General features: G+C 69.9%; 19 protein-coding genes and 1 pseudogene. 6 read left to right on the top strand and 14 right to left on the bottom strand.

Annotated features, from left to right (window positions below; all coding sequences use genetic code 11):
- Nucleotides 1-10: 10 nt before the first annotated feature.
- The 5 genes from AB0M03_RS14215 to AB0M03_RS14195 all read right to left on the bottom strand — a co-directional run bounded on the left by AB0M03_RS14215 (nucleotide 11) and on the right by AB0M03_RS14195 (nucleotide 4,870).
- Complete coding sequence (locus AB0M03_RS14215; RefSeq protein ID WP_363491683.1) at nucleotides 11-1,288, bottom strand: ABC transporter permease; 1,278 nt, start codon at nucleotides 1,286-1,288, stop codon at nucleotides 11-13.
- A complete protein-coding gene (locus AB0M03_RS14210) occupies nucleotides 1,285-2,064 on the bottom strand; it encodes an ATP-binding cassette domain-containing protein (RefSeq protein WP_363491682.1) in 780 nt (259 codons plus the stop codon). Before AB0M03_RS14210 ends, AB0M03_RS14215 begins: the two co-directional genes overlap by 4 nt.
- A gap of 78 nt (nucleotides 2,065-2,142) precedes the next feature.
- The gene (locus tag AB0M03_RS14205) at nucleotides 2,143-3,237 is read right to left on the bottom strand and encodes a substrate-binding domain-containing protein (protein WP_363491681.1); all 1,095 of its coding nucleotides are present in this window, start codon (nucleotides 3,235-3,237) and stop codon (nucleotides 2,143-2,145) included.
- A gap of 386 nt (nucleotides 3,238-3,623) precedes the next feature.
- Nucleotides 3,624-3,755: a hypothetical protein gene (locus AB0M03_RS14200; protein WP_363491680.1), complete on the bottom strand. Its 132-nt coding sequence runs from the start codon at nucleotides 3,753-3,755 to the stop codon at nucleotides 3,624-3,626.
- A gap of 215 nt (nucleotides 3,756-3,970) precedes the next feature.
- Nucleotides 3,971-4,870 (bottom strand): endo alpha-1,4 polygalactosaminidase, encoded by a 900-nt coding sequence (locus tag AB0M03_RS14195; protein WP_363491679.1) that lies wholly within the window; start codon nucleotides 4,868-4,870, stop codon nucleotides 3,971-3,973.
- 899 nt (nucleotides 4,871-5,769) lie between these two features.
- Here AB0M03_RS14195 and AB0M03_RS14190 point away from each other — a divergent pair.
- Nucleotides 5,770-7,275 (top strand): arabinofuranosidase catalytic domain-containing protein, encoded by a 1,506-nt coding sequence (locus AB0M03_RS14190; RefSeq protein WP_363491678.1) that lies wholly within the window; start codon nucleotides 5,770-5,772, stop codon nucleotides 7,273-7,275.
- A 140-nt stretch (nucleotides 7,276-7,415) separates the two neighbouring features.
- Nucleotides 7,416-9,815 (top strand): ricin-type beta-trefoil lectin domain protein, encoded by a 2,400-nt coding sequence (locus tag AB0M03_RS14185; RefSeq protein WP_363491677.1) that lies wholly within the window; start codon nucleotides 7,416-7,418, stop codon nucleotides 9,813-9,815.
- A 195-nt stretch (nucleotides 9,816-10,010) separates the two neighbouring features.
- On the opposite strand, the gene AB0M03_RS14180 is transcribed toward AB0M03_RS14185, so the two are convergent.
- The gene (locus AB0M03_RS14180; RefSeq protein ID WP_363491676.1) at nucleotides 10,011-10,508 is read right to left on the bottom strand and encodes a DinB family protein; all 498 of its coding nucleotides are present in this window, start codon (nucleotides 10,506-10,508) and stop codon (nucleotides 10,011-10,013) included.
- Between the two features lie 274 nt (nucleotides 10,509-10,782).
- On the opposite strand from AB0M03_RS14180, the gene AB0M03_RS14175 reads away from it, so the two are divergent.
- Complete coding sequence (locus AB0M03_RS14175) at nucleotides 10,783-12,060, top strand: aspartate aminotransferase family protein (protein WP_363491674.1); 1,278 nt, start codon at nucleotides 10,783-10,785, stop codon at nucleotides 12,058-12,060.
- A gap of 88 nt (nucleotides 12,061-12,148) precedes the next feature.
- Here the strand turns inward: AB0M03_RS14175 and AB0M03_RS14170 are convergent.
- From AB0M03_RS14170 to AB0M03_RS14150, 5 genes and pseudogenes are all read right to left on the bottom strand, one after another.
- A pseudogene (locus tag AB0M03_RS14170) lies at nucleotides 12,149-12,268 on the bottom strand (family 1 glycosylhydrolase); the annotation flags it as partial.
- A gap of 512 nt (nucleotides 12,269-12,780) precedes the next feature.
- Nucleotides 12,781-14,532 carry a glycoside hydrolase family 35 protein gene (locus AB0M03_RS14165; RefSeq protein WP_363491673.1) on the bottom strand — a complete coding sequence of 584 codons (1,752 nt, stop codon included), beginning with the start codon at nucleotides 14,530-14,532 and terminating at the stop codon, nucleotides 12,781-12,783.
- 75 nt (nucleotides 14,533-14,607) lie between these two features.
- A complete protein-coding gene (locus AB0M03_RS14160; protein WP_363491672.1) occupies nucleotides 14,608-15,954 on the bottom strand; it encodes a sugar ABC transporter substrate-binding protein in 1,347 nt (448 codons plus the stop codon).
- A 67-nt stretch (nucleotides 15,955-16,021) separates the two neighbouring features.
- Nucleotides 16,022-16,900: a carbohydrate ABC transporter permease gene (locus AB0M03_RS14155; protein ID WP_363491670.1), complete on the bottom strand. Its 879-nt coding sequence runs from the start codon at nucleotides 16,898-16,900 to the stop codon at nucleotides 16,022-16,024.
- Between the two features lie 3 nt (nucleotides 16,901-16,903).
- Entirely contained in the window at nucleotides 16,904-17,824 is a 921-nt protein-coding gene (locus AB0M03_RS14150) for a sugar ABC transporter permease (RefSeq protein ID WP_363491669.1), read from the bottom strand.
- A 284-nt stretch (nucleotides 17,825-18,108) separates the two neighbouring features.
- Between AB0M03_RS14150 and AB0M03_RS14145 the strand changes: the two genes are divergently transcribed.
- Nucleotides 18,109-19,095, top strand: a complete 987-nt coding sequence (locus tag AB0M03_RS14145) for a LacI family DNA-binding transcriptional regulator (RefSeq protein ID WP_363491668.1) — start codon at nucleotides 18,109-18,111, stop codon at nucleotides 19,093-19,095.
- A gap of 466 nt (nucleotides 19,096-19,561) precedes the next feature.
- Here AB0M03_RS14145 and AB0M03_RS14140 read toward each other — a convergent pair whose 3' ends face one another.
- On the bottom strand, nucleotides 19,562-20,683 hold the full coding sequence (locus AB0M03_RS14140) for a Gfo/Idh/MocA family oxidoreductase (protein ID WP_363491667.1): 1,122 nt from the start codon (nucleotides 20,681-20,683) through the stop codon (nucleotides 19,562-19,564).
- A 248-nt stretch (nucleotides 20,684-20,931) separates the two neighbouring features.
- Entirely contained in the window at nucleotides 20,932-22,026 is a 1,095-nt protein-coding gene (locus tag AB0M03_RS14135; RefSeq protein ID WP_363491666.1) for an aldo/keto reductase, read from the bottom strand.
- Nucleotides 22,027-22,175: 149 nt separating this feature from the next.
- Here AB0M03_RS14135 and AB0M03_RS14130 point away from each other — a divergent pair, with 149 nt between their 5' ends.
- Nucleotides 22,176-22,589 carry a MarR family winged helix-turn-helix transcriptional regulator gene (locus tag AB0M03_RS14130; RefSeq protein ID WP_363491785.1) on the top strand — a complete coding sequence of 138 codons (414 nt, stop codon included), beginning with the start codon at nucleotides 22,176-22,178 and terminating at the stop codon, nucleotides 22,587-22,589.
- Nucleotides 22,590-22,773: 184 nt separating this feature from the next.
- Here AB0M03_RS14130 and AB0M03_RS14125 read toward each other — a convergent pair whose 3' ends face one another.
- Nucleotides 22,774-22,896: a hypothetical protein gene (locus AB0M03_RS14125; RefSeq protein WP_363491665.1), complete on the bottom strand. Its 123-nt coding sequence runs from the start codon at nucleotides 22,894-22,896 to the stop codon at nucleotides 22,774-22,776.
- A gap of 206 nt (nucleotides 22,897-23,102) precedes the next feature.
- On the opposite strand from AB0M03_RS14125, the gene AB0M03_RS14120 reads away from it, so the two are divergent.
- Nucleotides 23,103-24,083 (top strand): AraC family transcriptional regulator, encoded by a 981-nt coding sequence (locus tag AB0M03_RS14120; RefSeq protein WP_363491664.1) that lies wholly within the window; start codon nucleotides 23,103-23,105, stop codon nucleotides 24,081-24,083.
- Nucleotides 24,084-24,119: the final 36 nt, after the last annotated feature.

Here is a 24,119-nt window from a genome sequence, read left to right as displayed (position 1 = left end):
CGGGCGACCCTCATCGTCGGGCTGTGCGGCGGCGGGACATGGCGTCCACACCGGCGGCCACCAGCAGAACCGATCCCGTGACAGCGTACTTGACGCCCGAGCTGTACCCCATCAGGCCCATGCCGTTCTGGATCACCGCGACGACCAGGCCGCCCAGCACGGCGTCGACGACGCGGCCGCGACCGCCGAACAGGCTCGTGCCGCCGATGACGGCGCTCCCGACGGCGAGCAGCAGGACGTTGCTCCCGCCGGTGTTGGGGTCCACGGAGTTGCCCCGGGAGGCGGCGATGATGCCGCCGACGGCCGCCAGGCAGGAGCAGATGACGAAGGCGGCGGTGCGGATGAAGGCGACGTTGATCCCGGCCCGGCGGGCGGCTTCGGCGCTGCCGCCCACGGCGTAGATGTGCAGGCCGAAGCCGGTCCGCTGCAGGGTGAACGTCCCGAGCAGGACGAGGGCCCCGATCACGGGCACGACGATGGGCACGCCGGTGAGGGAGCCGATGACGATGTTGCGGCTGCGCTCCTGGTTGAGCAGGTACACGGCCGCGCCGCCGAGCACGACGACGGCGCCGGTCCGGATGGCGAGAAGTGCCGCCGGAGTGCCGGCGAGGCCCCGGCCGCGCCGGTCGCGGCTGCGGCGCAGTTGCAGGGCGGCGTACCCGGCGGCGCAGCAGGCCAGCAGGACCCAGCCGAGGGCGGGGCTGAGGTTGTCGTTCGCGATGGCCAGGATGGTGGGGTCCTTGATGGAGACGTTCGTGCCTTCCTTCAGCAGGATCAGGACGATGCCCTGGAAACCGAGGAACGCGGCCAGCGTCACCACGAAGGAGGGGATGCCGACCTTGGCGACGAGCGTGCCGATGAGCAGGCCGATGGCCGCACCGGTCAGCATGGCGGCGGCCACCGCGGCGTACCAGGGCCAGCCGTGGTTGGTCAGCAGGACGGCCAGGACCGCGGCGCACACACCGCTGGCGTACCCGGCGGACAGGTCGATCTCTCCGAGGAGCAGGACGAAGACCAGCCCCATGGCGATGGCTATGCTGCCCGCGCTCTGGGTGAGCAGGTTGGCGAAGTTCAGGTTGGACAGGAAGACCGGGCGCAGCAGGGAGAAGAACACGCACAGGACGACCAGGCCGGCGACGGCGGGAAGGGCGCCGAGCTCGCCCGCGCGCACCTGGTCGAGGTAGCGGCGGCCGATGTCCCCGAGGCCGGCGGTTGCGGGCCGGCCTTCCGCGGAGTCGGTGGGGCGGTTGGGCCGCTCGGGCTTCTGGGGGGCGAGGGCGGAGGTCATACGGCGGCTCCGTTGGAGGTGGTCCGGGGGCCCAGGTCGCCGCTGCGGCCCGAGGTGATCAGTTCGACGACCTGAGCGTGAGTCACGTCGGAGGCCTTGACCTGGGCGGCCATCCGGCCGAGGTAGAGCGCGGCTATCCGGTCGGAGACCGCGAAGACGTCGTTCATGTTGTGCGAGATGAGCACGACGGCCAGGCCGTTGTCGGCCAGCCGGCGCACGAGTTCCAGCACCTGCGCGGTCTGGGCGACGCCCAGGGCGGCGGTGGGCTCGTCGAGGACCACGAGCTTGCTGTTCCACAGCACCGCCTTGGCGATGGCCACGGTCTGGCGCTGGCCGCCGGAGAGGCTGGAGACCTTCTGGCGGAGGGACTTGACGGTCCGTACCGAGAGCCCCTTGAGCGTCGCGGCGGCCATCTCCTCCATGGTCGAGTCGTCGAGCACCAGGCCGCGGCGCTTCTCCCGCCCCAGGAACATGTTCTGCACGATGTCGAGGTTGTCGCACAGCGCGAGGTCCTGGTAGACGATCTCCACACCGAGCGCGGCGGCCTCGCGCGGGCTGTGCACCTGGACCGGCCGGCCTTCGAAGAGGTAGTCCCCCGCATCGATGGGGTGGATCCCGCCGATGCACTTGACCAGCGTCGACTTGCCCGCGCCGTTGTCGCCGACGAGTGCCGTGACCTCCCCCGCGTAGGCGCTGAGCGCGACGTCGTGCAGGACCTGGACGGGGCCGAAGCTCTTGTCGATCCCGCGCAACTCGAGAGTCGGTGTTTCTGTCATGGGTGAGGCTCCTGGGGATTGGCGGAGTGGGCCCCGTGCCACCGGCGGCCGGGGCCCACTGGTACGGCCGAGCGCTCGCTACTTGATGCCGGCCTTCGTGCACAGCGCGTCGTAGTCGACGGTGCACAGCTGCGCCTTGGTGACGTAGCCGTCGGTGATGACGCTCTGGATGTCGTTCTTGAAGATGGCCTGGGGGGCCAGCAGCACCGACGGGACGTCACGGTTGCCCGTCGGGTCGTGGACGGTGGCGCCGGTCTGGCTCTTCTTGCCGGCGGCCAGCTCCACCGCGAGGGCCGACACCGCGTCGGCCTCCTTCTTCACCGCCTTGTAGACGGTCATGCACTGGTCGCCGGCCAGGATGTTCTGCAGGCCCTGCACCGAGGCGTCCTGACCGGTGATCGGCACCTGCCCGTTGCGGTGGTTCTTGCGGAGCACGGCGATGGCCGAGTTGGCCAGGGTGTCGTTGGCCGCGAGCACCCCGGCGACGTCCGGCCGACTGGTGTACATCTGCTCGAAGATGGTCTGCGCCTGGGGGCCGTCCCAGTCGGGCACCGACTGGTTGGGGCCCTTGGTGTACTCCCCGGAGGCGTACTTCGGGTCGAGCACGCTGTTGTAGCCGTTGGCGAACAGGGTGGCGTTGTTGTCCGTCGGCGAGCCGTTGAGTTCGGCGACGACGGGGTTCTTGGCGCCCGCCTCGCTCAGACACTTCGTCAGGCCCTGCCCCTGGAGCTTGCCGACCTGGACATTGTCGAAGCTGACGTAGTACTGGGCGGAGCCGCCGAGGGTGAGCCGGTCGTAGTCGATGGTGGCCACGCCCTGGGACTTGGCCTTGTCGAGGACGGCCTTGCCGGTGCCGCTGTCGAGGTTGACGATGATCAGCACGTTCACACCGTTGGTGATCATCTGGTCGGCGATCGTCTGGAACGCCTGCTTGTCGCCTTCGGCGTTCTGGATGTCGTAGTCCACACCGGCGGCCTTGAAGGCCGCGGCGAGGTACGGCCGGTCCGCGGTCTCCCAGCGGACGGACGACTTGCTGTCCGGCAGGATCACGCCGATCTTCGGCTTCTTGGCGCCCGCCGAGTCGCCCCCGGAGCCCGAGGAACCGCAGGCGGTGACGGTGGAGAGCAGGGCCGCTGACACGGCAGCGGTGGCGAACAGGAGTCCCTTGCGCATGGGCAGGGTCCTTTCGAGGCGTGTCCGACCTGCGCCGGACGTGCGTGGCTGATGAAGGGTGGGGATGGGCACGAGCACGAAGCGGGGAAGCAGCCGGCCCCCTGTTTGTTGCCCGCGACAACATACGGCCTGTGATGAGGCCCGCCAAGCCCTCGCGCCGACCAGCGTGCGTAACGATCGAGTTACCGGAACTTGGCCAGGGCATTGGGTGCCCGAGGTGCGCCGAGCGCTCAACTCGGCGCGCGGGCGCATGTGGAGCCCGCGCCGGCCGGGCCTGCCACGGGCCTTCCGGTTCCGTGATCCTTGATCAGTCACGTTCTTTCACGGGCTCACCCGACCCACGTCAGCTCCCTTCCGGAACCGGGGACCGTCGGTCGCGGGGTCGATCAGGCGATCGAGCTCACCGGGGTGCCGGAGGCGGTGGAACGCCGCACAACCCAGGACAGGCGCTGACCACGCGCATGGAACGGCTCGGCCTTGCACGTCACCAGCGTGATCGACAACGCCGGGTTCGCCACCTTCGCCCCTTCCACGCCACGGACCCGGCACGACCGCGCCAGGAGATCGCCGCCGACGTGACCGCGGTGGCCGACATCAGCCGCGCCTTCATCGAACAGCTGCGCACGGCGGGGGCACGGGGTACCGGTCAACGTGGCGCGGAGAGCATTCGTGCTGAGCCTCACCGAGGCCCGTCGACGTCGTCAACACCGGGCGTCGCGTGCACCGGACCGGCTCAGCAGGTGCGGCGGCGGTACCCACCGTCCCCGGCCGGGACGACGTCCCGGTCGCGCAGGACCACCGACAGCCGCCTGCCCCACGACTTGCATGCGGCGGCGAGCCCCTCGGCCTTGTACTCGATGACGAAGACCCGGTCGTCGTACGCGTCGGCGTAGGCGCCGCACTCGTCGTACTGCCCGCATTCCTCGGCGACCGCGAAGTCGAACCCGAGGCCGCGCCCCTGCCGGGCCAGGCCCGCGGCGTTCTTCTGACCGATCGCCAGACCGCGTGCGTGAGCCCGGTCGACCAGCAACTTCCCGAACGCCAGGTCGTGGTCGGCGGTCAGGAGCCCCTCGGACCGCTCGTGGGAGTCGAGGTTGTCGGCCTCGACCGCCTGGAATCCGGCTGCGGCGCAGCCGTCGATCCACTCGCCCACGATCCCGGCGAGCTGTTCGCGCTTGGCAGCCGTGGAGATGTCAAGCAGGGCCTCGTGCCAGTCCCGGTCGACGACCGGTGCGTCGCCGGAGCGGAGCAGCAGGTCGGGGTGGTGGGCCTGCCACCAGTCGGTGGCGTCCGGCTGGGCCTGGAAGGCGTTCACGTAGCAGATGTTGTACAGGCCGGGCGCGGGCTGCGCGGCGCGGTCGCGGGAAACCGCGCGCACACCGGGCGGCGGCGGGTAGGCACCGCCGATCTGGTAGTCGAAGGAGATGCCCGGCTCGGGCAGAACCACCGCACCTCCGCCCCCGGCGTTCGCGCTTGGTGCGGCAGCGGTCGACGGAGCGGCGGACGACCGGTCCGGCACAGCGGTGTCCTCGCCGTCGGACGCCGAGCATCCGCTCGCGGCCGCGGCGAGCACACCGCACAGGGCCACCACCGTCAGCACGCGGTGCAGGGCTGGGCGGGCCCGGTCGGCCATGGTCCTGGTCTCCTGTCGATCTACGGTCAAGCGCTCTGCCGGCAACGGAGGACCCGGGGACGTGGGGTCGGCAGGGCGCCGCCACCTGGGACGCGCCGAACGCGACACCCGGTTCCCGCCCTGTTCGGATCTCGATGCGAGGCTGCCCGCTCACGGCGCCGAAGCCGCCGTCGACCGGAATCCGAGCGCCGGCGGTGCAGCCGGCACCGGGGCCGACGAGGAGGACGACTCCGGCGATCTCCTCGGGTTCGGCCACCCGACGGAACGGGGCGGCGCCCGGAACCCGATGACGGAATCCAGTCCGCCGCGTGACCGTGGCCTCCGACAGAAGGGCCGGACGGACCTGCCGGGTGATCGTTCGGTGCGGCCGGAATCTCCGCCTGCTGTCTTGCCACGACAGACGGCCGAGAGCCGACCAAGTTCCCAGCAGGCCCGATTGGCATCGTCGCCCCACCGAAGACCTGTATTGCACATCTCTTGAAGTACAGCCGACATATGTGTCAGTCTCATTTCGCCGCCGCGGGTGTCCCAGGCGGCACGCAGTGCGCACCGGTGATCCCCTCCATTCATTGTGAGCGCTCACAATGAGGGAGCTGCGGCATCTCTCCTCTCGGCAGTGCCTGTGGCACGAGGAACGGCTCCGAGCTGGCTGAATGACCGCTCCGTCCGGCCGATGCCGGGAGTCCGCGCGGCCGACCGCTGCCTGCGCGAACTCGCACCACAGCCGCGTCCTCCGGCGAGCCACCCGGGCAGCATCCGAGCGGTCAGTACTCCGCACATAAGACTGATCCATCGCGCCGATAGTGTCGTACCAATGACAGACCTCGGCGACAGCAGGGCCCCGCCACTGGCCCGCAGTCGCCGTGCCGAACCCGCGTCCCTACGCCGAGGAGGCTCCGATGCACCACCGCACGTCCTCCCTCTCCCCCGGCTTACGCCCGGTCGGACTGGCCGCTGTGCTGCTGCTGGTCCTGGCGACAGCGATGGCTGTCGTCGGCGGCCGGGCCGCCGCGAGCAGTCCCGCCGCGGGGGCGAACCCTGCCGCGGCAGCGTCGCTGCCCTGTGACCTCTACGCGGCCGGCGGCACGCCCTGCATAGCGGCCCACGCAACCACACGGGCGCTGTTCGCGGGCTACAACGGCCCGCTGTACCAGGTCCAGCGCGGATCCGACCGCACCTACCGCGACGTGGGCCTGCTCTCCGTCGGCGGCTACGCCGACGCGTCGGCCCAGACGTCCTTCTGCGCCGGAACCCCGTGCACCATCACCAAGATCTACGACCAGACCAGCCACCACAACGACCTGCCCGTCTCGTGGGGCGGCTACTGGAAGGGACCGGGCCCGAACGGCGCCGACGTGGGCGCAGACGCCTCGGCGCTGCCCGTCATGGCGGGCGGGCACCAGGTCTTCGGCGTCAAGGTCACGCAAGGCGTGGGCTACCGCATCGACCATGCCGACGGAGCTCCCACCGGCTCCCAGCCCGAGGGCATCTACATGGTGACCTCGTCCGAGTTCACCAACCAGTGGTGCTGCTTCGACTACGGCAGCGGCGAGAACAGCCACACCGACACCGGCAACGCCACCATGAACGCCATCTACTGGGGCAACGCCTGCTGGTTCGGCGGCTGCACCGGCACCGGCCCCTGGGTCGAGGCCGACCTGGAGAACGGGATGTTCCACACCAACGCCGGCTCCAACAAGGACCCCGACAACCAGGGCATCCACTACCCCTTCGTCACCGCCCTGGAGAAGAACAACGGGACCAGCAACTTCACCCTGAAGTACGGAAACGCCGCGAGCGGCGGGCTCACCACCACCTACTCCGGTGCACTGCCCAACGGCTACTCGCCGATGAAGACCGACAGCTCCCTGCTGCTCGGGACCGGGGGCGACAACAGCGTCTCCGGCCAGGGCGAGTTCTTCGAGGGCGCCATCACCGCGGGCTTCCCCTCGGACACCACCGAGAACGCGGTGCAGGCGGGCATCACCGCCGTCGGCTACGGCAAGGCCGGCGCCGGCGCGGCCGCTCCGCTGCGCAGCACCAGCGCCAACCGCTGCCTGGACGTCCCGAACAGCAGCCAGAGCAACGGCACCCGGACGCAGCTGTGGGACTGCCACACCGGCACCAACCAGCAGTGGACGCAGACCGGCGCCAAGGAGCTCCGGGTCTTCGGCGGCAAGTGCCTGGACGCCGAGGCCAAGGGCACCGCGAACGGCACCCGGGCGATCATCTGGGACTGCAACGGCGGCACCAACCAGCAGTGGAACCTCAACGCGGACGGCACGGTCACCAGCATCCAGTCCGGCCTGTGCCTGGACGTCAGCGCCTACGGCACCGCCAACGGCACCCTGATCCAGTTGTGGCAGTGCACCGGTGCCGGCAACCAGAAATGGGCCCGCAGTTGATGGACCGGCAGTTGAGCTGGGACGCCACCGGCGTTCCAGCCCACGCGCGAACCCGTCCCCGGCCGGGGACGGCTCCATGAGAGGGCGGTGTTCCAGCCGCACCCGCCCTGCCCACCACCATGCAAGGAGAGAGCAATTCCATGAAACCCACCCAACGCAGACTCCCGGCGTTCGGCCTCACCCGCGGGGCCCTCGTCGCGGCTCTGGCCGCCGCCGGCGTCGTGGCCGCGCCCGCCGCGGTCTCGCAGGCGGCGACGATGACCACCCTGTACGTTTCGCCGACCGGCAGCGGTACCGCGTGTTCCTCCTCGGCCCCCTGCTCCCTGACCCAGGCGAAGACCTCCGTGGAAGCCGTCAACGGGAGCATGACCGGTGACATCGTGGTGCAGCTCGCGGGCGGAACCTACCGGCTGACCGCGCCGCTCACGCTCGGCAGCGCGGACTCGGGCGGCAACGGCCACCGGGTGATCTGGCAGGCCGCCCCGGGCGCGAGCCCGGTGCTGTCGGGTGGGCAGCAGGTGACGGGCTGGACCCTGAAGGACTCCGCGAACAACATCTACGCGGCGCCGGTCCCGACCGGTGTCGACTCGCGGCAGCTGTACGTCGACGGGATGCTCGCGCCGCGGGCGGCGATCCCGATCTCGCGCAACGACGTGAACATCACCGCCACCGGGATGACCATCGTCAACTCGGCGCTGAACTACCTCGCCACGCTGCCGCAGCAGAACCGGATCGAGCTGGAGAGCCAGAACTCCTTCACCGACCGCTTCGCCCCGGTGCAGTCTATCAGCGGGACCACCATCACCATGCAGCAGCCGGCCTGGAACAACAACAACTGGGGGTACGACACCCTGGCCAAGCCCTTCGCCGGCGGGTCGCTGCAGTTGGAGAACTCCTACGCGTTCCTGAAGTCCACCGGGCAGTGGTACCTGGACCCGCAGGCGGGCCAGCTGTACTACAAGGCCCCTGCGGGCTGGCAGGCCACGGCCCACGACATCGAACTGCCCCGGCTGACCTCCCTGCTGCAGATCAGCGGCAGCTACACCGACCCCGCGCACGACATCACCTTCCAGGGCATCGCCTTCCAGCACACCACCTGGCTGCAGCCCGGCACCAACGTCGGCTACGCCGACCAGCAGAGCGGGGCGTTCCTGGCGAGCGCCTTCAACCAGCCCTCGGACTTCATGACCTCCTGCCAGTCGGGATGCCAGCTGTTCGAGGCCGCCCGCAACAGCTGGAACCAGGTGCCGGCGGCCGTGCAGGTCTCGGCGGCCTCCTCCATCACCTTCTCCGGGAACTCCTTCTCCCACTTGGGCCAGGTCGGCCTCGGCATCGGCAACGACGCCAACGCCCATGCCTCCGGCGTCGGCCTGGGAGCCTCGGACATCACGGTCTCGGGCAACACGTTCACCGACGACTCCGGGGCGGGCATCGTCGTCGGCGGCGTGCAGCCCGACGCCCACCACCCGTCCGACCCCGCGATGACGAACCAGAACATCACCATCCAGGACAACCGGATCAGCGACGTCGCCAAGGACTACAAGGACATGGCCGGGATCCTCTCGACCTACGTCACCCACGCCGTCATCACCCACAACGAGGTCTCGAACCTCGCCTACGACGGCATCGACGTCGGATGGGGCTGGGGAGCCAACGACGTCGGCGGCAGCCAGGACTACCGCAACCGCGGCCTCTACAACTACCAGCCCGTCTACACCACGGCGACGACCCTGAAGAACACCGTCATCAGCTACAACAAGGTGCACGGCACCAAGAAGGTGTTCCACGACGGCGGCAGCATCTACACCCTGTCCGCCAACCCCGGCACGAGCATCGACCACAACTACGTCTACGACAACAGGAACACCGTCGGCCTCTACCTCGACGAGGGCTCCCGCTCCGAGACCCTGAGCAACAACGTGATCCAGGACTCGGGCGTGTGGGCCTTCACCAACGCGAGCGGCAGCAACAACACCAACGACAGCACCTTCTCCGGCAACTGGTACAACGGCGGCGCCACCCAAGTCGCCACCGGCGCTCCACACAACAACGTCCTCACCGGAAACGTCCAGGTCAGCGGCACCAACTGGCCGTCCGGGGCGCAGCAGGTGATCGCTCAGGCGGGCGTGACGAGCGGCAGCGGCACCACCGGAGCAGTGCACGCCGTGGGCGCGGGCAAGTGCCTGGACGTACCGAACGCGTCGACGACCCCCGGCACCCAGACCCAGATCTGGGACTGCAACGGCCAGACCAACCAGACCTTCACGCGCACCGCGAACGGCGAGTTGACGGTCTACAGCGGCTCCAGCCGACTCTGCCTGGACGCCTACGGCAAGGGCACCACCAACGGCACCAAGGTCGCCGTCTGGCCGTGCAACGGCCAGACCAACCAGCAGTGGACCTTCAACTCCAACGGCACGATCACCGGAGTCCAGTCCGGACTCTGCCTGGACGTGACCGGTGTCTCCACCAGCAACGGCGCACTGGTCCAACTGTGGGCCTGCAACAGCCAGTCCAACCAGCAGTGGTACCTCTCCTGACGGTGCCCTCTCGCAAACTCCGTCGGCGCACCGGGGCCCGGCCCGGTGCGCCGGCATGAGGCATTCCTCCCGGGCTCACCGCAGGGGCGTGTCAGGAAGTTCGTGCAAGTCCGTGATCTGACAGGCCGGCCCGACTCCCCCGCTCCGAGGTCCTCCCGGGCCCGGCCGTCTCAACCGGCGACGGCGTTCGCCGGCTCACTCGCCGGCGGCCGCGTCGATGGCTTGGCGGAGAAGGTCGGCCTGGCCGTTGTGGCGGGCGTACTCCTCGATCATGTGGGTGAGGACGTAGCGGAGCGAGAAGACGTCGCTGCCGAAGCGGCCGGTGGCGTCGAGGGACTCGGCGGCGTCCACGATGGCGCGGGACCGGGCGCACTCCTCGTGCCAGGCGTCGAACGCCTCGGTCGGGTCCGCCGTGTCGACGTCGAACGCACCGCCCTCGCCGCGGGGCCAGTGGGGCTTGGTGCGTTCGCCGTGAACCACGTTGCGGAACCAGGTCCGCTCGACATCGGCCATGTGCCGGACGAGCCCGATCAGGGAGAGTCCCGAGGGGCTCACCGCCCGCGCTCTCAGCTGCTCGGCGGTGAGCCCCGCGCAGGTCGAGGCCAGCGTCTCGCGCTGGTGCTGCAGGAAGCCGGTCAGCGTCGTGTGCTCGTCGGCCGCGCGGGGTGGCTCGGTCCTCCTCTGGGCGTCCACTGAACCATCATGTCAGTCGGCGGGGACATCCCGGGCGCATGGCACAGGGGTGCGTGCGTCAGACCGCAGGGCCCCGTACGACGAGCGGCCCGAACGGCCGAACGGCTGAACGGCTGGAGTCCGGTGCGGGGCACCGCGGCGGGAAGCCCCCGCGTCGGCCACGCCTGACCGTCCTGCGGGCCCGGTCTGGGGTAGCTTGCCGGAGAGCGTCCGCGTGTGGTGGCCGGCCCGCCGGCGCGAGGTCGGTGCTGTCGCAAGGAAGTGAGAGCCTCGCATGTCGAACCTGCTCAGCCGCCATCGCGCGGTCATGCCGTCGTGGGTGTCGCTCTACTACGACGAGCCGATCGAGATCGTGAGCGGCAAGGGGTGCCGTGTCACCGACTCCGACGGGCGGAGCTACCTCGACTTCTTCGCCGGGATCCTCACCAACATGCTCGGGTACGACGTGCCCGAGGTCCGGGAGGCAGTCGAGCGGCAGTTGCGCACCGGCGTCGTGCACACCTCCACGCTGTATCTCATCCGCTCCCAGGTGGAGTTGGCCGAGAGGATCGCGGAGCTGTCGGGCATCGCGAACGCCAAGGTGTTCTTCACCAACTCCGGTACCGAGGCCACGGAGACGGCGCTGCTGCTCGCCACCAACGCCCGCCGGTCCGACCAGGTGCTCGCCCTGCGCAACAGCTACCACGGACGCTCGTACGGGGCCATGGCCGTCACGGGCAACCGGAGTTGGAAGAACTCCTCGCTCTCGCCCGTCAACGTGCACCATCTGCACGGCACTGATCGCGCGCGATTCCCGCAGCTGTCCGACGAGGAGTTCCTGGCCTTCTGCGCGGACGATCTGCAGCACGTCCTCGACACCGCCACCGCCACCGACGTCGCCTGCCTGATCGCGGAGCCCGTCCAGGGTGTCGGCGGCTTCACCGCCGCACCCGACGGGCTCCTCGCGAGATACCGGGAGATCCTGGACCGGTACGGGATCCTGCTGGTCTCGGACGAGGTGCAGACCGGTTGGGGCCGTACCGGAGAGCACTTCTGGGGCATCCAGGCCCATGGCGTGACACCCGACATCATGACCTTCGCGAAGGGCTTGGGGAACGGATTCGCCATCGGCGGTGTCGTCGCGGGCGGTGCCCTGATGGACGCGCTTCCGGCCAACGGCATCTCCACCTTCGGCGGCAACCCGATCGCGACGGCGGCTGCCAAGGCCACCCTCGACTACCTGCTCGCGCACGACCTCCAGTCCCACGCGCACCGGGTCGGCCGCATGCTGATCGACGGCCTGCGGACCGCCGCGAAGGGGCTTCCGGTCGTGGGAGACGTCCGGGGCAAGGGCCTGATGTTCGCCGTCGACCTGGTCGACCCCGACTCGGGAGCGCCGAGCCCGTCGCTGGCCGGCCGGGTGCTGGACGAGTCGAAGCGACGGGGTCTGCTCATCGGCAGGGGCGGCCTTCGCGGCCACACCCTGCGGATGGCGCCACCGCTCACCCTCAGCGAGGACGAGGCCCGGGACGGACTCGGCATCCTCGTCGACTCACTCGCCGCCGTCTGCTGACACCTCGCACCGAGGAGTCCGAGGAGGGCGCCGACGAGCCGGCCGCGGTCGGGCCGGCCGGATCGGTACGGAAGTCGCCCGGCGTTCCCTACTTCGTGAATCGATCCCGGTAGGCGGCGATCAGGTCGCGGTACCAGGCGTGGGAGGCCTTCGGGGTGCGCCGCCGGGTCTCGAAGTCGATGTGGACCAGGCCGACGTGCTGGTGGTGGCCCTCGGCCTGTCGGACGCCCTGTCACCCTATCCGGCCTGCGAACAGTCAGTCCCGGGACAGCGCTCAGCCAATGCGTCAGCGAGCGTGAGCTTGCTCCGCCGGGCACCGCGCTGAGACTCAGGAAGGCTCGGCAGCGCGGACCCGGGTGTACGGCTTGCACCCGGGCCGTTCGGGCGGCGGAGCCTGACGGCCGTCTCGACGGCCATGACGGCCACCGGCAACCCGTCCAGCACCTCGGCACCGCCGAGCCCGAAGCTCCGCTCTCCGGCGAACAGGAGCATCGGATAGCACCCGGCCGGGACGACCACGTCCACACCCAGATCGAGCAGAGGACCCGACTGCCCGGAGGACTCCTCACCCCGTCCCGTCGGCCACCAGGTGCGGGAGCTGTCGCAGGGCCGGCTCGGGTCCGCCGGACCGGATGCCGTTGTCGACCACGAGGACGGGTCCGGGTGGGCGAGGGCCGCGCCGAGGAGTACGCGGGCTGCCGAAGGCCCCCGCCTCGGTCTCTACTCCTCGGTCGGGCCGAGGTCGGGGCCCTCCCGGAGGTCGACGGTGCGGGCGAGGCGGGTGGCGTGCAGTTCCAGCACGGTGATGTCGTTCGGCCCCGGGCGCAGGACGGGACCGGGCACGTAGAGCGAGCGTTGTGGGCCGCGGGACCAGTAGCGCCCCAGATGGAAGCCGTTGACCCAGACGTTGCCCTTGGTCCATCCCGGCAGGTGAACGAAGGTGTCGGCCGGTGTGTCCAGATCGAAGGTACCGCGGTGGAACGCCGGGCCGGCGGCGGGTGGGCCACCACTGCCGTAGGCCAGGCTGCCGAGTGAGGTGAGCGGCAGCGCCCGGTTGGTCCAGCCGGTGAGCCGCGTGCCGTTGAGTCGGACCTGTCCGAGGAGCCCCTTGCGGTCGTGGATGCCCGCCCCGTAGTTGACCCGGCCCTGGTTCTCCACCAGCAGGCTCAGGACGGTGCCCGCCCGTGGGACGGTGAACGCGATGGCGTGCTCGTGGTTCTCGCGCTCCAGGACTCCGACCGGCTGGCGGTCGACGAAGACCTGCGCGCGGTCGCGCACGCCCTCCAGCTCCAGTACGGCGGGGCCCGCGGCGGGCAGGACGGTCTCGTAGAGGACGAACCCGAAGTCCTGACCGAGCCCTTCCATCGTCAGTGGCTCTTCGGACGGCACCGGAGTACCCAGGAAGGGCAGGTTGTCGAACAGCGGAGCGGTCTCGGTGAGGGTGATGCCCGGTACGGCGAGTTTCGGGCCGCGGCCGGGGGCCGGCTCGGCCGGCACGGGCGCGTACTTGGCGATGACCTCGCGGAACGTGTGGTACTTCGCGGTGGGATCGCCGGCCTCGTCGAGGGGGGCGTCGTAGTCGTACGAGCTGACGGTGGGCCGGTAGGTGTGCTTGTCGTTGGCGCCGTTGGTGAAGCCGAAGCTGGTGCCGCCGTGGAACATGTACAGGTTGACCGAGGCTCCGGTCGACAGCAGGTCGTCCAACTCCTCAGCGGCCTGGCCGGGATCGCGGACCACGTGGTGACTGCCCCAGCGGTCGAACCAGCCGTTCCAGAATTCGCTGCACATCAGCGGGCCGGTGGGCTGGTGGGCGCGCAGGGCGGCGAGGCCGCGCCGGGAGTGGCTGCCGAAGTTGGCGGTCGCGAGCGTGCCGGGGAGTGCTCCGCGTTCGAGGTCGGCGGGCTGGTCGCAGGTGAACAGGGGGACGTCGACGCCCAGCCGGCGCAGGAGGTCGGCGAGGTGGGCGAGGTGCGCGGTGTCGTCGCCGTAGGCGCCGTACTCGTTCTCCACCTGCACCGCCAGGATCGGGCCGCCTCGGGTGGCCAGCCTGTCCAGGAGCGGCGGGAGCAGGTGGGTGAAGTAGCCTTCCACGGCGTCGAGATATGCCGGGTCCTGGCTGCGCAGCCGGATGTGGGGGTCGGCCAGCAGCCAGGAGGGCAGGCCGCCGCCCTCCCATTCGGCGCAGATGTACGGGCCGGGGCGCAGCAGGACGTGGAGCCCTTCGGCGGCGGCGAGGTCGAGGAAGGCCGGGAGGTCGAGCCCGGCGTCGAGCCGGAAGGTGTCGGGCTGCGGCTGGTGGAGGTTCCACGGGACGTAGGTCTCCACCGTGTTGAGGCCCATCAGCCGTGCCTTGCGCAGGCGGTCGGCCCAGTGGTCGGGGTGGATGCGGAAGTAGTGGAGGCCGCCGGAGATGATCCGGAACGGCTCGCCGCCGAGGGTGAAGTCGTCGCCCTCGATCTGCAGGACGGGCATGGTGCTGGGTGCTCCGTGTGTCGTCAGGGGCCCGGCGCCACGCATCGTGGCGCGCCGCCGGGCGTTCGGCCGGCCTTACTTGCTGGTGCTGAATCCCTGCTCGCCGCCGTACTTGAGGGAGGCGTCCTGCCAGGCCTTGAGGCCGGAGGACAGGGTGCTGTTGGACACGTAGGCCTTGCCGACCGTGTCGTTGAAGATCGAGTTGGCGTAGACCTGGTACGGCAGGTACTGCCAGCCGGCCACCGCGTTCTTCGCGGAGTCGGAGAAGATCTTGTTGGCCTGCTGGCCGCCGAAGTAGGGGAACGGGGCGTCCAGGAAGGCCTGCGAGTTGAGGTCGGCCGTGGTGGCGGGGAAGGCACCGCCCTTGATCCGGGCCTGCACGCCGTCTCCGGCGTTCGCGAACTTCAGGAACGCGTACGCGAGGTCCTGGTTCGTGCCGGCCTTCATGACCGCGAGTGAGCTGCCGCCGTTCTCGGCACTGGCGGTCTGGCCCTGCTGCCACTGCGGCAGCGGGGCGACCCGCCAGTCGCCCGAGGCCGAGGGAACGCCGGAGGCGAGGTTGGCGGGCATCCAGGCCCCGATCGCGAGGGTGGCGATGGTGCCGTCGCCCAGGCCCTTGTACCACTGGTCGCTCCAGGAGGTGACGGGGGCGACCAGGTGGTCGGAGAGCAGCCGCTGCCAGGTGTCGGCGAACTTGGTGCTGCCGGGGTCGGTGAAGTCGACGGACACCTTGGTGCCGTCCACCTTGTACGGGTGGCCGCCCGCCTGCCAGATCATGCTGGTGGTGAAGCCGGCGTCACCGGAGTCGTTGGTGATGTAGGCGTTCGGGTTGGCGGCGTGGAGCTTGCGGGCGTCCTCGACGTACTCGTCCCAGGTGGTGGGCACCTTGAGCTGGTACTGGTCGAAGACCTTCTTGTTGTAGAAGAGGGCCATCGGCCCGGAGTCCATGGGCAGCGCGTACACGCCGCCGTTGCCGCTGACGGCGCTCCACGGGCCGGGCGAGAACTGCTTGGAGAGGTCGGAGGCCCCGTACTTGGACAGGTCCTGCAAGGACTTGCCGAGCGCGAACTGGCCCAGCGCGTAGTACTCGATCTGGGCGACGTCGGGCGCGCCCTTGCCGGCCTGGACCGCATTCTGCAGGGCGGTGTACTGCTTGTCGCCGGTGCCCGCGTTGACCAGATTGACGTGCACCTTGGGGTACTTGGCCTGGAAGTCGGTGACAACCTGCTTGAGGGTGGGCTCCCAGGCCCACACGGTGATCGTGCCGCCCTTGTCCAGGGCCGCGTCCAGGCCGGCCGCGGAGACCGGACCGCCGCCTTCGCCGGACGAGGTGGAACTGCTGCTGCAGGCGGAGAGGGCGAGCGCGGCCGCGCAGACCAGGCCGAGGCCGCGGAGCGAGTGGCGAATTGCGCTGGTTCTCACAGGGGTTACTCCGATTCGTGGTTTGGGCGGAGAGAGGTTGAGCCGGGGGTGGAGGGCCTGGTGCCGGTCACTCCTTGACGCTTCCCGCAGCGAGACCGGACTGCCAGTACCGCTGGAGCAGCAGGAACGCCGCGATCAGCGGGAGGATGGTGAGCAGGGATCCGGTGATCACCAGGTTGAACACGGGTTGGCCGCCGGCGGTGGCCGCCTGGTCGTTCCAGGCGTTGAGGCCGAGCGTGAGCGGGTACCAGTCCGGATCCTTGATCATGATCAGCGGCAGGAAGTAGTTGTTCCAGGTCGCGACCACGGTGAACAGGAGCACGGTGACGATGCCCGGGGCGAGCAGCGGAAGACCGATGCGGAAGAAGGTGCGCAACTCGCCCGATCCGTCGACGCGCGCGGCTTCCAGCAGCTCGTCCGGGACGGCCTCGGAGGCGAACACCCACATCAGGTAGAGCCCGAACGGGGAGATCAGCGACGGGACGATGACGGCCCAGGGCGTGTCGGTCAGACCCATCTTGCTGAACATCAGGAACGTGGGGACGGCCAGGGCGGTGGCCGGCACGGCCACGGCGCCGATCACCACGGCGAACACGATCCGTTTGCCCGGGAAGTGGAACTTCGCCAGGCCGTAGCCGCCGAGCGCGGCGAGCAGGGTGGCACCGCCCGCGCCGAGCGCCACGTAGAGCAGGGTGTTGAGCAGCCAGCGGCCGAAGATGCCGTCCCCGTAGGTGAGCGTCTGCCGGATGTTGTCCCACAGCGCGAAGCGGCCGCTGAACCAGATGCCCGGGGAGCCGAGCAGGTCCTGCTGGGTCTTGGTCGCACTGATCAGCAGCCAGATCAGCGGCACCAGCGTGTAGACGAGCACCAGGCCGGTGAGGAGGGTGAGTGACAGGCTACGGGCCGGGCGGTCGACCGAGTGCCGTCGGCGAGGGGTTCGCGGCATCGCTCACGCCTCCTTTCGCATGCCGCGCAACTGGAAGACGTAGGCGACGATCATGGTGAGGACGCCCATGACGATCGCCACGGTGGCGGCGTAGTTCTGCTGCTGTCCGGAGAAGGACAGCGAGTAGGTGTAGAGGTTCGGCGTGTAGTAGGTGCTGATGGCGTTGGGTGCCAGGCTCTTGAGGATGCTGGGCTCGTTGAACAACTGGAAGCTGCCGATGATCGAGAAGATGGTGGCGATGACCAGCGCGCCGCGGATGGCCGGGAGCTTGATCGCGGTGATGACCCGCCAGGGACCGGCGCCGTCGATCTCGGCCGCCTCGTAGAGGGAGCGGGGGACGACGCGCAGCGCCGAGTAGAAGATGAGCATGTTGTAGCCCACGAACTCCCAGGTCACGATGTTGCCGATGCCGACGAGTACCAGGTCCGGTGACAGCGGGTCGGGCACCGAGATGCCGAAGGCGCGGTCGATGTCCCCGACCAGACCGAAGCGGGTGCCGTAGAGAAAGCCCCACATCAGCGTGGCGACCACCGCCGGTACCGCGTAGGGCAGGAACACGGTGATCCGGAAGAAGCCCTTGCCGTAGAGCCGTCCGCTGTCCAGGGCCAGGGCGATCAGCAGGGCGATGCCCAGCATGACCGGGACCTGGACGGCCAGGAACAGCGCCACCCTCCCGAAGCCGGACCAGAACCGGGGATCCTCGAACGCCTGTCGGTAGTGGTCGAACCCGACGAAGCTGTTGCCGCCGATGAGCCGGTTCTGGAACAGGCTGAGGTGGATCGAGTACCCGATGGGCGCGAGGAAGACCAGGGCGAAGACGGCCAGGAACGGCCCGATGAAGCCCCAGCCGACCAGGCCGCGCCTGCTTCGCCCGCGCAGTCCTGCTGCGCGACCCGCAGCGGCGGGTGGTGAAGTGATCGTCATGGCTGTCCTGTGGTGGAGGGTGCGGGTGGGCGGGGGCGGCGATGTTTACGTAAACATCGAGCGCCGCGAATCCTGGACGTTTACGTAAACATTGGATTAGCGTGATGTTGACACCGCCGCCCGACGAGCGTCAAGAGGTAACCTCGGTCCGCTCTTTCGCGGCGTGGCGGGTGGACCGGAACAGACCCTGAGGGGGATTCGTGAGCACGGCAGAAGCGTCGGCGGCACCCGGAGCTGCCGCGGACGGCGCGGAGGGTGGGCGCAGGCGGCGACGAGGCGTCTCGATGGCGGATGTCGCCCGCCTCGCGGGTGTCTCCTCGCAGACCGTCTCGCGGGTCTCGAACGGCAGCCCCGGTGTGGTCGAGGAGACCCGCCAGCGGGTCCTGGCGGTGATGAAGGAGCTGGGTTACCGGCCCAACAGCGCCGCCCGCGCCCTGAAGGCCGGCGAGTTCCGAACACTCGGCGTCATCCTGTTCACCCTCTCGACGACCGGCAACGTCCGCACCCTGGAGGCCATCACCGAAGCGGCCGCGGAGGAGGGCTACGCCATCACCCTCATGCCGGTCGCCGTACCCACCCAGACCGGCGTGCGCGGCGCCTTCACCAGGCTCGGCGAGCTCGCCGTCGACGGCATCATCGTGATCATGGAGGTCCACCTCCTCGACACCGCCTCCCTCTCACTGCCGCCGCACATCCAGGTCGTCGTCGCCGACTCCGACGCGGGCGATCGGTACAGCGTGGTCGACACCGACCAGCGCGAGGGCGCACGGATGGCCGTCCAGCACCTGCTCGGCCTCGGCCACCGCACCGTGTGGCACCTGGCGGGCCCGGAGGGATCCTTCGCCGCCCAGCGCCGCGCCGACGCCTGGCGCTCCGCACTCGAGGAGGCCGGCGCCACCATTCCGGACATCGTCCGAGGCGACTGGTCCGCCGAGTCCGGCTACCGCGCCGGTCTGCTCCTGGCCGACCGGCCCGACTGCACCGCCGTCTTCGCCGCCAACGACCAGATGGCCCTCGGCCTGCTGCGCGCCCTCCACGAGCGCGCCCGGCGTGTCCCGCAGGACGTCAGCGTGGTCGGCTTCGACGACGTCGCTGAGGCCTCCAACTTCATCCCCCCGCTGACCACTGTCCACCAGGACTTCGGCGAGGTCGGACGGCGGTGCGTCCAGGGCGTGCTGCAACAGATCCGCAACCAGACGGCGGAGCGGGGCACCACGCTGGTCCCGACCCGGCTCGTCGAACGGGCCACCACCGCACCGCCGGGGCACTGACCCGCGGGGCAAGGGAACGGAGGGCCGCGTACGGGCACAGCACCCTGGATCCCGGCCCGCATCGGATGGATCTGCAACATCCCGACCATGTGACCGACGGCCGCACCACCGCGAGAAGTCCCCGGTGACTGCCGGCCTGGACGGCCTGTCCCCGGCACGCCCGATCTGCTCGTGCAGCGCCGCCGGTTGAACGCGCCGCTCCTCCGACCGGGCGCGGGCCGTCTCCTCGCGCTCGTCGAGCAGCGTCAGCAGTTCCAGCTCCACCCACACCTCCCGGCAGTGCCTCGACGCCGAACGGCCGGCCCCGACCCCCGTACCACCAAAGGGCTTGGCGGACTGCTGCAGGCCGAAACTCCAGATCACCGGGCCCCTCAACCGAAAGGCACCGACGGAGTCCGAAATCCGCGCGATGCTCCGGCTTCGTCCGGCAGTCCACTGGTGGGCGGGCCGAGGCCGGCACGTCCGGTCAGGCTGTCGTCACGGCGGATTCGATGCTGCGGTGCCGGGCGGCGCCGTGCGCGAAATCGGGCACCGCTGACGTGCCCTCGCGCAGGTCGTCCAGGAACTGCTGGTAGGCGTGAGCGACCGCGTAGAGCGGCGCGTCGGCTCGGGGGTCCAGTTGCGGGACGTGAACATACGATTCCGGCACCGTCAGGGGAGCGAGTCCGGGGAAGGTTCCGCGGCCGCCTTCGAGGGTGACCGGGCTGAGCTGGAGATGGCCGATCGGGGCGGTGAGGACGAGGTCGCCCTCGGTGCCGTTGATCTCCCAGCGGAAGTTGGTGCCCCGGGACGTGCCTCCGCGGTAGTGGAAGGTGACCACCGCGCCGCCCGGCAGCCGCCCCGAGGCCACCACCTGGTCTGCGGCGGTCATGGGCACGGGCTGTCCGCTCTCGGTGTCCACGGCCGACGTACGCCGCGACACCAGTTGGATCCGCAGTTCCTCGGGCTCTCCCAGGACGGACGCGAGTCCGTCGAGGGTGTGGCTGAAAGGAATGGTCAGCAGTGTCGCGCCGTTGGCGGCGTCGAGCACGTAGTGATCGCCGGGGCCGACGGTGGCGCCCCAGGCACCGCCGGAGCCGACGACCGTAGTGGACAGCACCTCCCCCACGTAGCCGTCGGCCACGAGATCCCGTGCATAAGCCAGGGCCGGATGCGACCGTGCCTGGAGTCCGACGACGGTCGGCACAGCGCGGCTGCGCGCTTGCCGCGCCATGTCCTCGGCCTCCGCGAGCCCGTTGCCCAGCGGCCACTCGCACAGCACGCTCTTGCCGGCGCTCAGCGCCGTCTGCACCAGTTCCCGGTGGCGCGGCACCTTCACTGCCACGACCACGAGGTCCACCTCATCGCAGGCAGCCAGTTCGGCCGCCGTCCCGAAGGTTCGAGAGACACCGTGCTTCTGTCCGGAGCGCTCCGCCGACTGTTTCGAACTCGCGCTCAAGGCCTTCAGCTCGTAACCCGGGACGGCGCGCAGGGCCGGCAGGTGAGAGCGCTCGGCCCAGCTGCCGTGCGCCCCGAGTCCGATGATCCCCACTCCGATCGGCTTCTCGGACCGGACCAGCTCGGTGAGCAGTGACTCAGATGTGTTCATGATTCGCAGCCTGTTCTCTGTCAGATGGGGCACCGGCGTCGCTCACAGTGGCCATGGACCCGGTGAGGGAGTGACCGACCACAGGGCCCCGTCATAGGAAGCAGGGCCGTGTGTCGAGCAGGGCGCCGAGGCAGGAGACCCGCGCCCGGTGGGCACGGGATCGGAGTGTGTGGGTCAGCGGGTGATGCCGCAGATGGACGTGAAGGACACGGCGGTGTTGCAGGTGCCGCGGAACTTCCGGCCCGGTTTCACCGAGCATGCCGACGGAGACCATGTCGTGGAAGCCGCGAAGTCCGGCCGGCCGTCGGCGGTCGGTTCCGTGCGCTTGCAGGCGGATTCGGGCCGCGTTCGTTGTCCAGCAGAGCCATGAGGGGTGCGGCGTAGCGGGTTCCAGCCACCGCATCGGCCGGGACGGCCTCGTCGATCGTGCGGAGGTCCGCGTCGGTCAGGGCGACGTCGGTCGCGGCCAGGGCCTCCGCGACGCGGTGGGGTCGGCGGGTGCCCAGGATGGCCACGATGGTGCCGCGCTCACGGCTCTGGGCCACCACCCAGGCGGTGGCGAGTTGCGCGACGCTGATGCCGCGCGCGTCGGCAAGCGGCCGCAGCCGTTCGACGAGGGTGAGGTTCGTGGCAAGGTTGTCGGGGTGGAAGCGGGGCAACCAGTGGGCGCGCGGGTCACCTCCGGCGGGTTGCCGGTAGGTGCCGGTGAGCAGGCCGTGTGCAAGGACCCCGTAGGCGGTGACGCCGATCCCCAACTCGCGGCAGGTGTCCAGGGTGCCATCGGCCTCGGGATCACGGCTGAACAGGGAGTATTCGATCTGCACATCGCAGATCGGGTGCACGGCGTGGGCACGGCGGATGGTCTCGGGCCCCACCTCGGAGAGCCCGATGTGCCGCACGTACCCGGCCTGGACCAGCTCGGAGATGGCGCCGATCGTGTCCTCGATCGGGGCGTCGGGGGCGAGGCGGGCGGAGCGGTAGATGTCGACGTGGTCGGTGTCGAGGCGGCGCAGCGAGTAGGCGAGCGCGTTCTTCACGTGGGCGGGACGGCCCTCGATGCCGATGAAGGATCCGTCGGGGCCGCGCAGACCGCCGAACTTGACGCTCAACAGCGCCTTTTCGCGATCGCCGGCGCGCAGGGCACGGCGGATGAGGTCCTCGTTGTGGCCCATGCCGTAGAAGTCGGCGGTATCGAGGAGGGTGACGCCGGCGTCGAGGGCCGTGCGGATCGTGGCGATGGCGTCGGCCTCGTCGGCGGGGGCGGTGTGGTCGGACATGCCGGCGCAGCCCAGTGCGAGAGGGTGGACCTGCGGGCCGCAGGCTCCGAGGGGTCGGGTCTGCACGGTGTCTCCTGCGGGGCGAGAAGGGTGGACGCGGCCGGCAGGGGGCTGCTGAGGGCGCAGCCACCTGTTAGCGTTGACATCTCAACACTAAGAAAAGGCGCGTTGATATGTCAACATCGAACGGAGAGGCCGCCGCGCCGGACGAGGCCATGACCGACGCCGCGTGCGAGCCCGTCGATTTCTGGAGCGCCTTCAAGCGCGCCCACGAGGTCGTCCGAGCCCGCGTGATCGCGGACACCGCCGAGGCTGCGGGCCTGTCCGAACCGGACCTGACGATCCTCGCCAACCTCGACAAGGCGGGAGGCAGCCTGCGCCAGAGCGAGCTCGCCGCGTCACTCGGTTGGGACCGCACACGCATCTCCCACCAACTCACCCGCATGGGCAAGCGTGGACTCGTCACCCGCGAACGCGCCGGCGGTGTCACCGTCACCCTCACCGACTCCGGACGTACGGCCATCACCGCCGTACACCCCGGCCTGGACACCGCGGTACGCCGCCACCTCACCGACAAGCTCTCCGCGCAGGAGATCGAAACACTGATCTCCGTGTTCAGCCGGCTGTAGGCGCCGGAACAGGGCCGGTCCAGCCAAACGGCTCCGTCTCACATTCGAACGCCCTGCCATCGTAGCTGAGCTGCGAAGACGCAAGTTCGGCGACGCCCCCCGGCATGTCCGTCAAGCAGGGTGACGGGTGGTCGTCGCATGCGGGCGAGTCCGTCGGCCAAGTCGTCGAGAAGCACGTCGGCGATCATTCGTCGACCACGGACTCGCCACCCTTCTCGCCGACGGCCTCATGATCCTCGACGGCCCCGAGGCCGCCGACCTGCAGACCGAACGCGTCCTGCGAGCCGTCCTCACCGGTCCGGCGCACGAGACCGCACCGTCCCCGGGCTGGCCGACGGCGCACTCCGCACACACCCAGCGCCGGACCAGGCGGGAAGGCAACCGCACCACGACCGAGCCGTAGGCCGTTCGCGACAGGCCCTCGGTTTCGGTACCAGAGGCGACATTTCTGCGTATAGTTCTCCGAATTCCTTTGCTGCACAGTCTCCTGAGAGACCCGTTAGGCTGCATCTCATGGATGTGTTGAGTGACGTCATCACCCTGATGCGCACCGGGCACCCGCTCACCGCGCGCGAGCGCAAGTCCGGTCCCTGGAGCGAGCGTCACGGTCCCTTTCCCGGGGCGGGATTCCATGTGGTGCTGCGCGGCGGATGCTGGCTGATCCCGCTTCAGGGACAACCGATAGCGCTCGGGACGGGAGACGTCGTCCTCCTGCCCCGCGGGTCGGAGCACGCCCTTAGCCACACCCCGGAGGTGCAGTGGGACAGCATCCCGCGGGGACTGCACCACGAACTCCGGCGTTCCCCCTCGATCGAAGACGCCACCGCCGCGGCCGACAGCCTGCCTGACAGGGTGTCGGCGGATCTGCTGTGCGGGGCCTACCAACTCGACCAGGAACGCACACACCCCCTTCTCGCGGAGATGCCCGACCTCGTGCACCTCCCGGCGTCCGTCGGGCGCCGGCCGGCGCTGCGCGCGGCTGTCGACCTTCTCGGCGGAGACCTCGAACAGCCGCGTCTCGGCGGCGTCGTCGCCCTCACCGCATTGCTGGACCTCCTGCTGGTGTACATCATCCGCACCTACGCCGAGGACCGGGCCGTCGAGCCGGGCAGTTGCGGCTGGCCGGCCGCACTGGCGGACCCGGCCATCGCGAGCGCGCTCCAGTGCATGCACCGGGACCCTGCCCGGGCCTGGACCGTGCAGGACCTCGGCGCGCAGGTGGGCCTCTCGCGGGCAGCCTTCGCCCGCCGGTTCACGTCCCTGGTCGGGCAGCCTCCTCTTGCCTACCTGACCTGGTGGCGGCTTGCCACGGCTGCCCGCATGCTCAGAGAGGACGACGCGCCACTCGCCTCCATCGCCTCGCGCGTGGGCTACTCATCGCAGTTCGCCTTCGCCAACGCGTTCAAACGCGAGTACGGCCAGGCCGCAGGGGGCTACCGCAAACACTGGCGACAGCCGCGCACCGGCGCCCAAGGCGATCCTGCCCTCGGCTGACCGAACTGCCCGGCAGGGCGGACGGTCAAGCGGCGG

The sequence above is a fragment of the Kitasatospora sp. NPDC051914 genome (genome assembly GCF_040680995.1).
Taxonomy (GTDB): Bacteria; Actinomycetota; Actinomycetes; order Streptomycetales; family Streptomycetaceae; genus Kitasatospora.
The sequence above is the reverse complement of the archived record's forward strand: the minus strand, read 5'-3'. Positions and strand labels throughout refer to the sequence as shown.

Bases quoted from the DNA above. Each gene is read 5' to 3' on its own strand.
- AB0M03_RS14165 (WP_363491673.1), bottom strand. From the start codon at position 14,532: ATGCCCGTCCTGCAGATCGAGGGCGACGACTTCACCCTCGGCGGCGAG.
- AB0M03_RS14185 (WP_363491677.1), top strand. From the start codon at position 7,416: ATGAAACCCACCCAACGCAGACTCCCGGCGTTCGGCCTCACCCGCGGG.
- AB0M03_RS14205 (WP_363491681.1), bottom strand. From the start codon at position 3,237: ATGCGCAAGGGACTCCTGTTCGCCACCGCTGCCGTGTCAGCGGCCCTG.
- AB0M03_RS14150 (WP_363491669.1), bottom strand. From the start codon at position 17,824: ATGACGATCACTTCACCACCCGCCGCTGCGGGTCGCGCAGCAGGACTG.
- AB0M03_RS14130 (WP_363491785.1), top strand. From the start codon at position 22,176: ATGACCGACGCCGCGTGCGAGCCCGTCGATTTCTGGAGCGCCTTCAAG.
- AB0M03_RS14215 (WP_363491683.1), bottom strand. From the start codon at position 1,288: ATGACCTCCGCCCTCGCCCCCCAGAAGCCCGAGCGGCCCAACCGCCCC.
- AB0M03_RS14195 (WP_363491679.1), bottom strand. From the start codon at position 4,870: ATGGCCGACCGGGCCCGCCCAGCCCTGCACCGCGTGCTGACGGTGGTG.
- AB0M03_RS14145 (WP_363491668.1), top strand. From the start codon at position 18,109: ATGGCGGATGTCGCCCGCCTCGCGGGTGTCTCCTCGCAGACCGTCTCG.
- AB0M03_RS14190 (WP_363491678.1), top strand. From the start codon at position 5,770: ATGCACCACCGCACGTCCTCCCTCTCCCCCGGCTTACGCCCGGTCGGA.
- AB0M03_RS14120 (WP_363491664.1), top strand. From the start codon at position 23,103: ATGGATGTGTTGAGTGACGTCATCACCCTGATGCGCACCGGGCACCCG.
- AB0M03_RS14155 (WP_363491670.1), bottom strand. From the start codon at position 16,900: ATGCCGCGAACCCCTCGCCGACGGCACTCGGTCGACCGCCCGGCCCGT.
- AB0M03_RS14175 (WP_363491674.1), top strand. From the start codon at position 10,783: ATGTCGAACCTGCTCAGCCGCCATCGCGCGGTCATGCCGTCGTGGGTG.
- AB0M03_RS14210 (WP_363491682.1), bottom strand. From the start codon at position 2,064: ATGACAGAAACACCGACTCTCGAGTTGCGCGGGATCGACAAGAGCTTC.
- AB0M03_RS14140 (WP_363491667.1), bottom strand. From the start codon at position 20,683: ATGAACACATCTGAGTCACTGCTCACCGAGCTGGTCCGGTCCGAGAAG.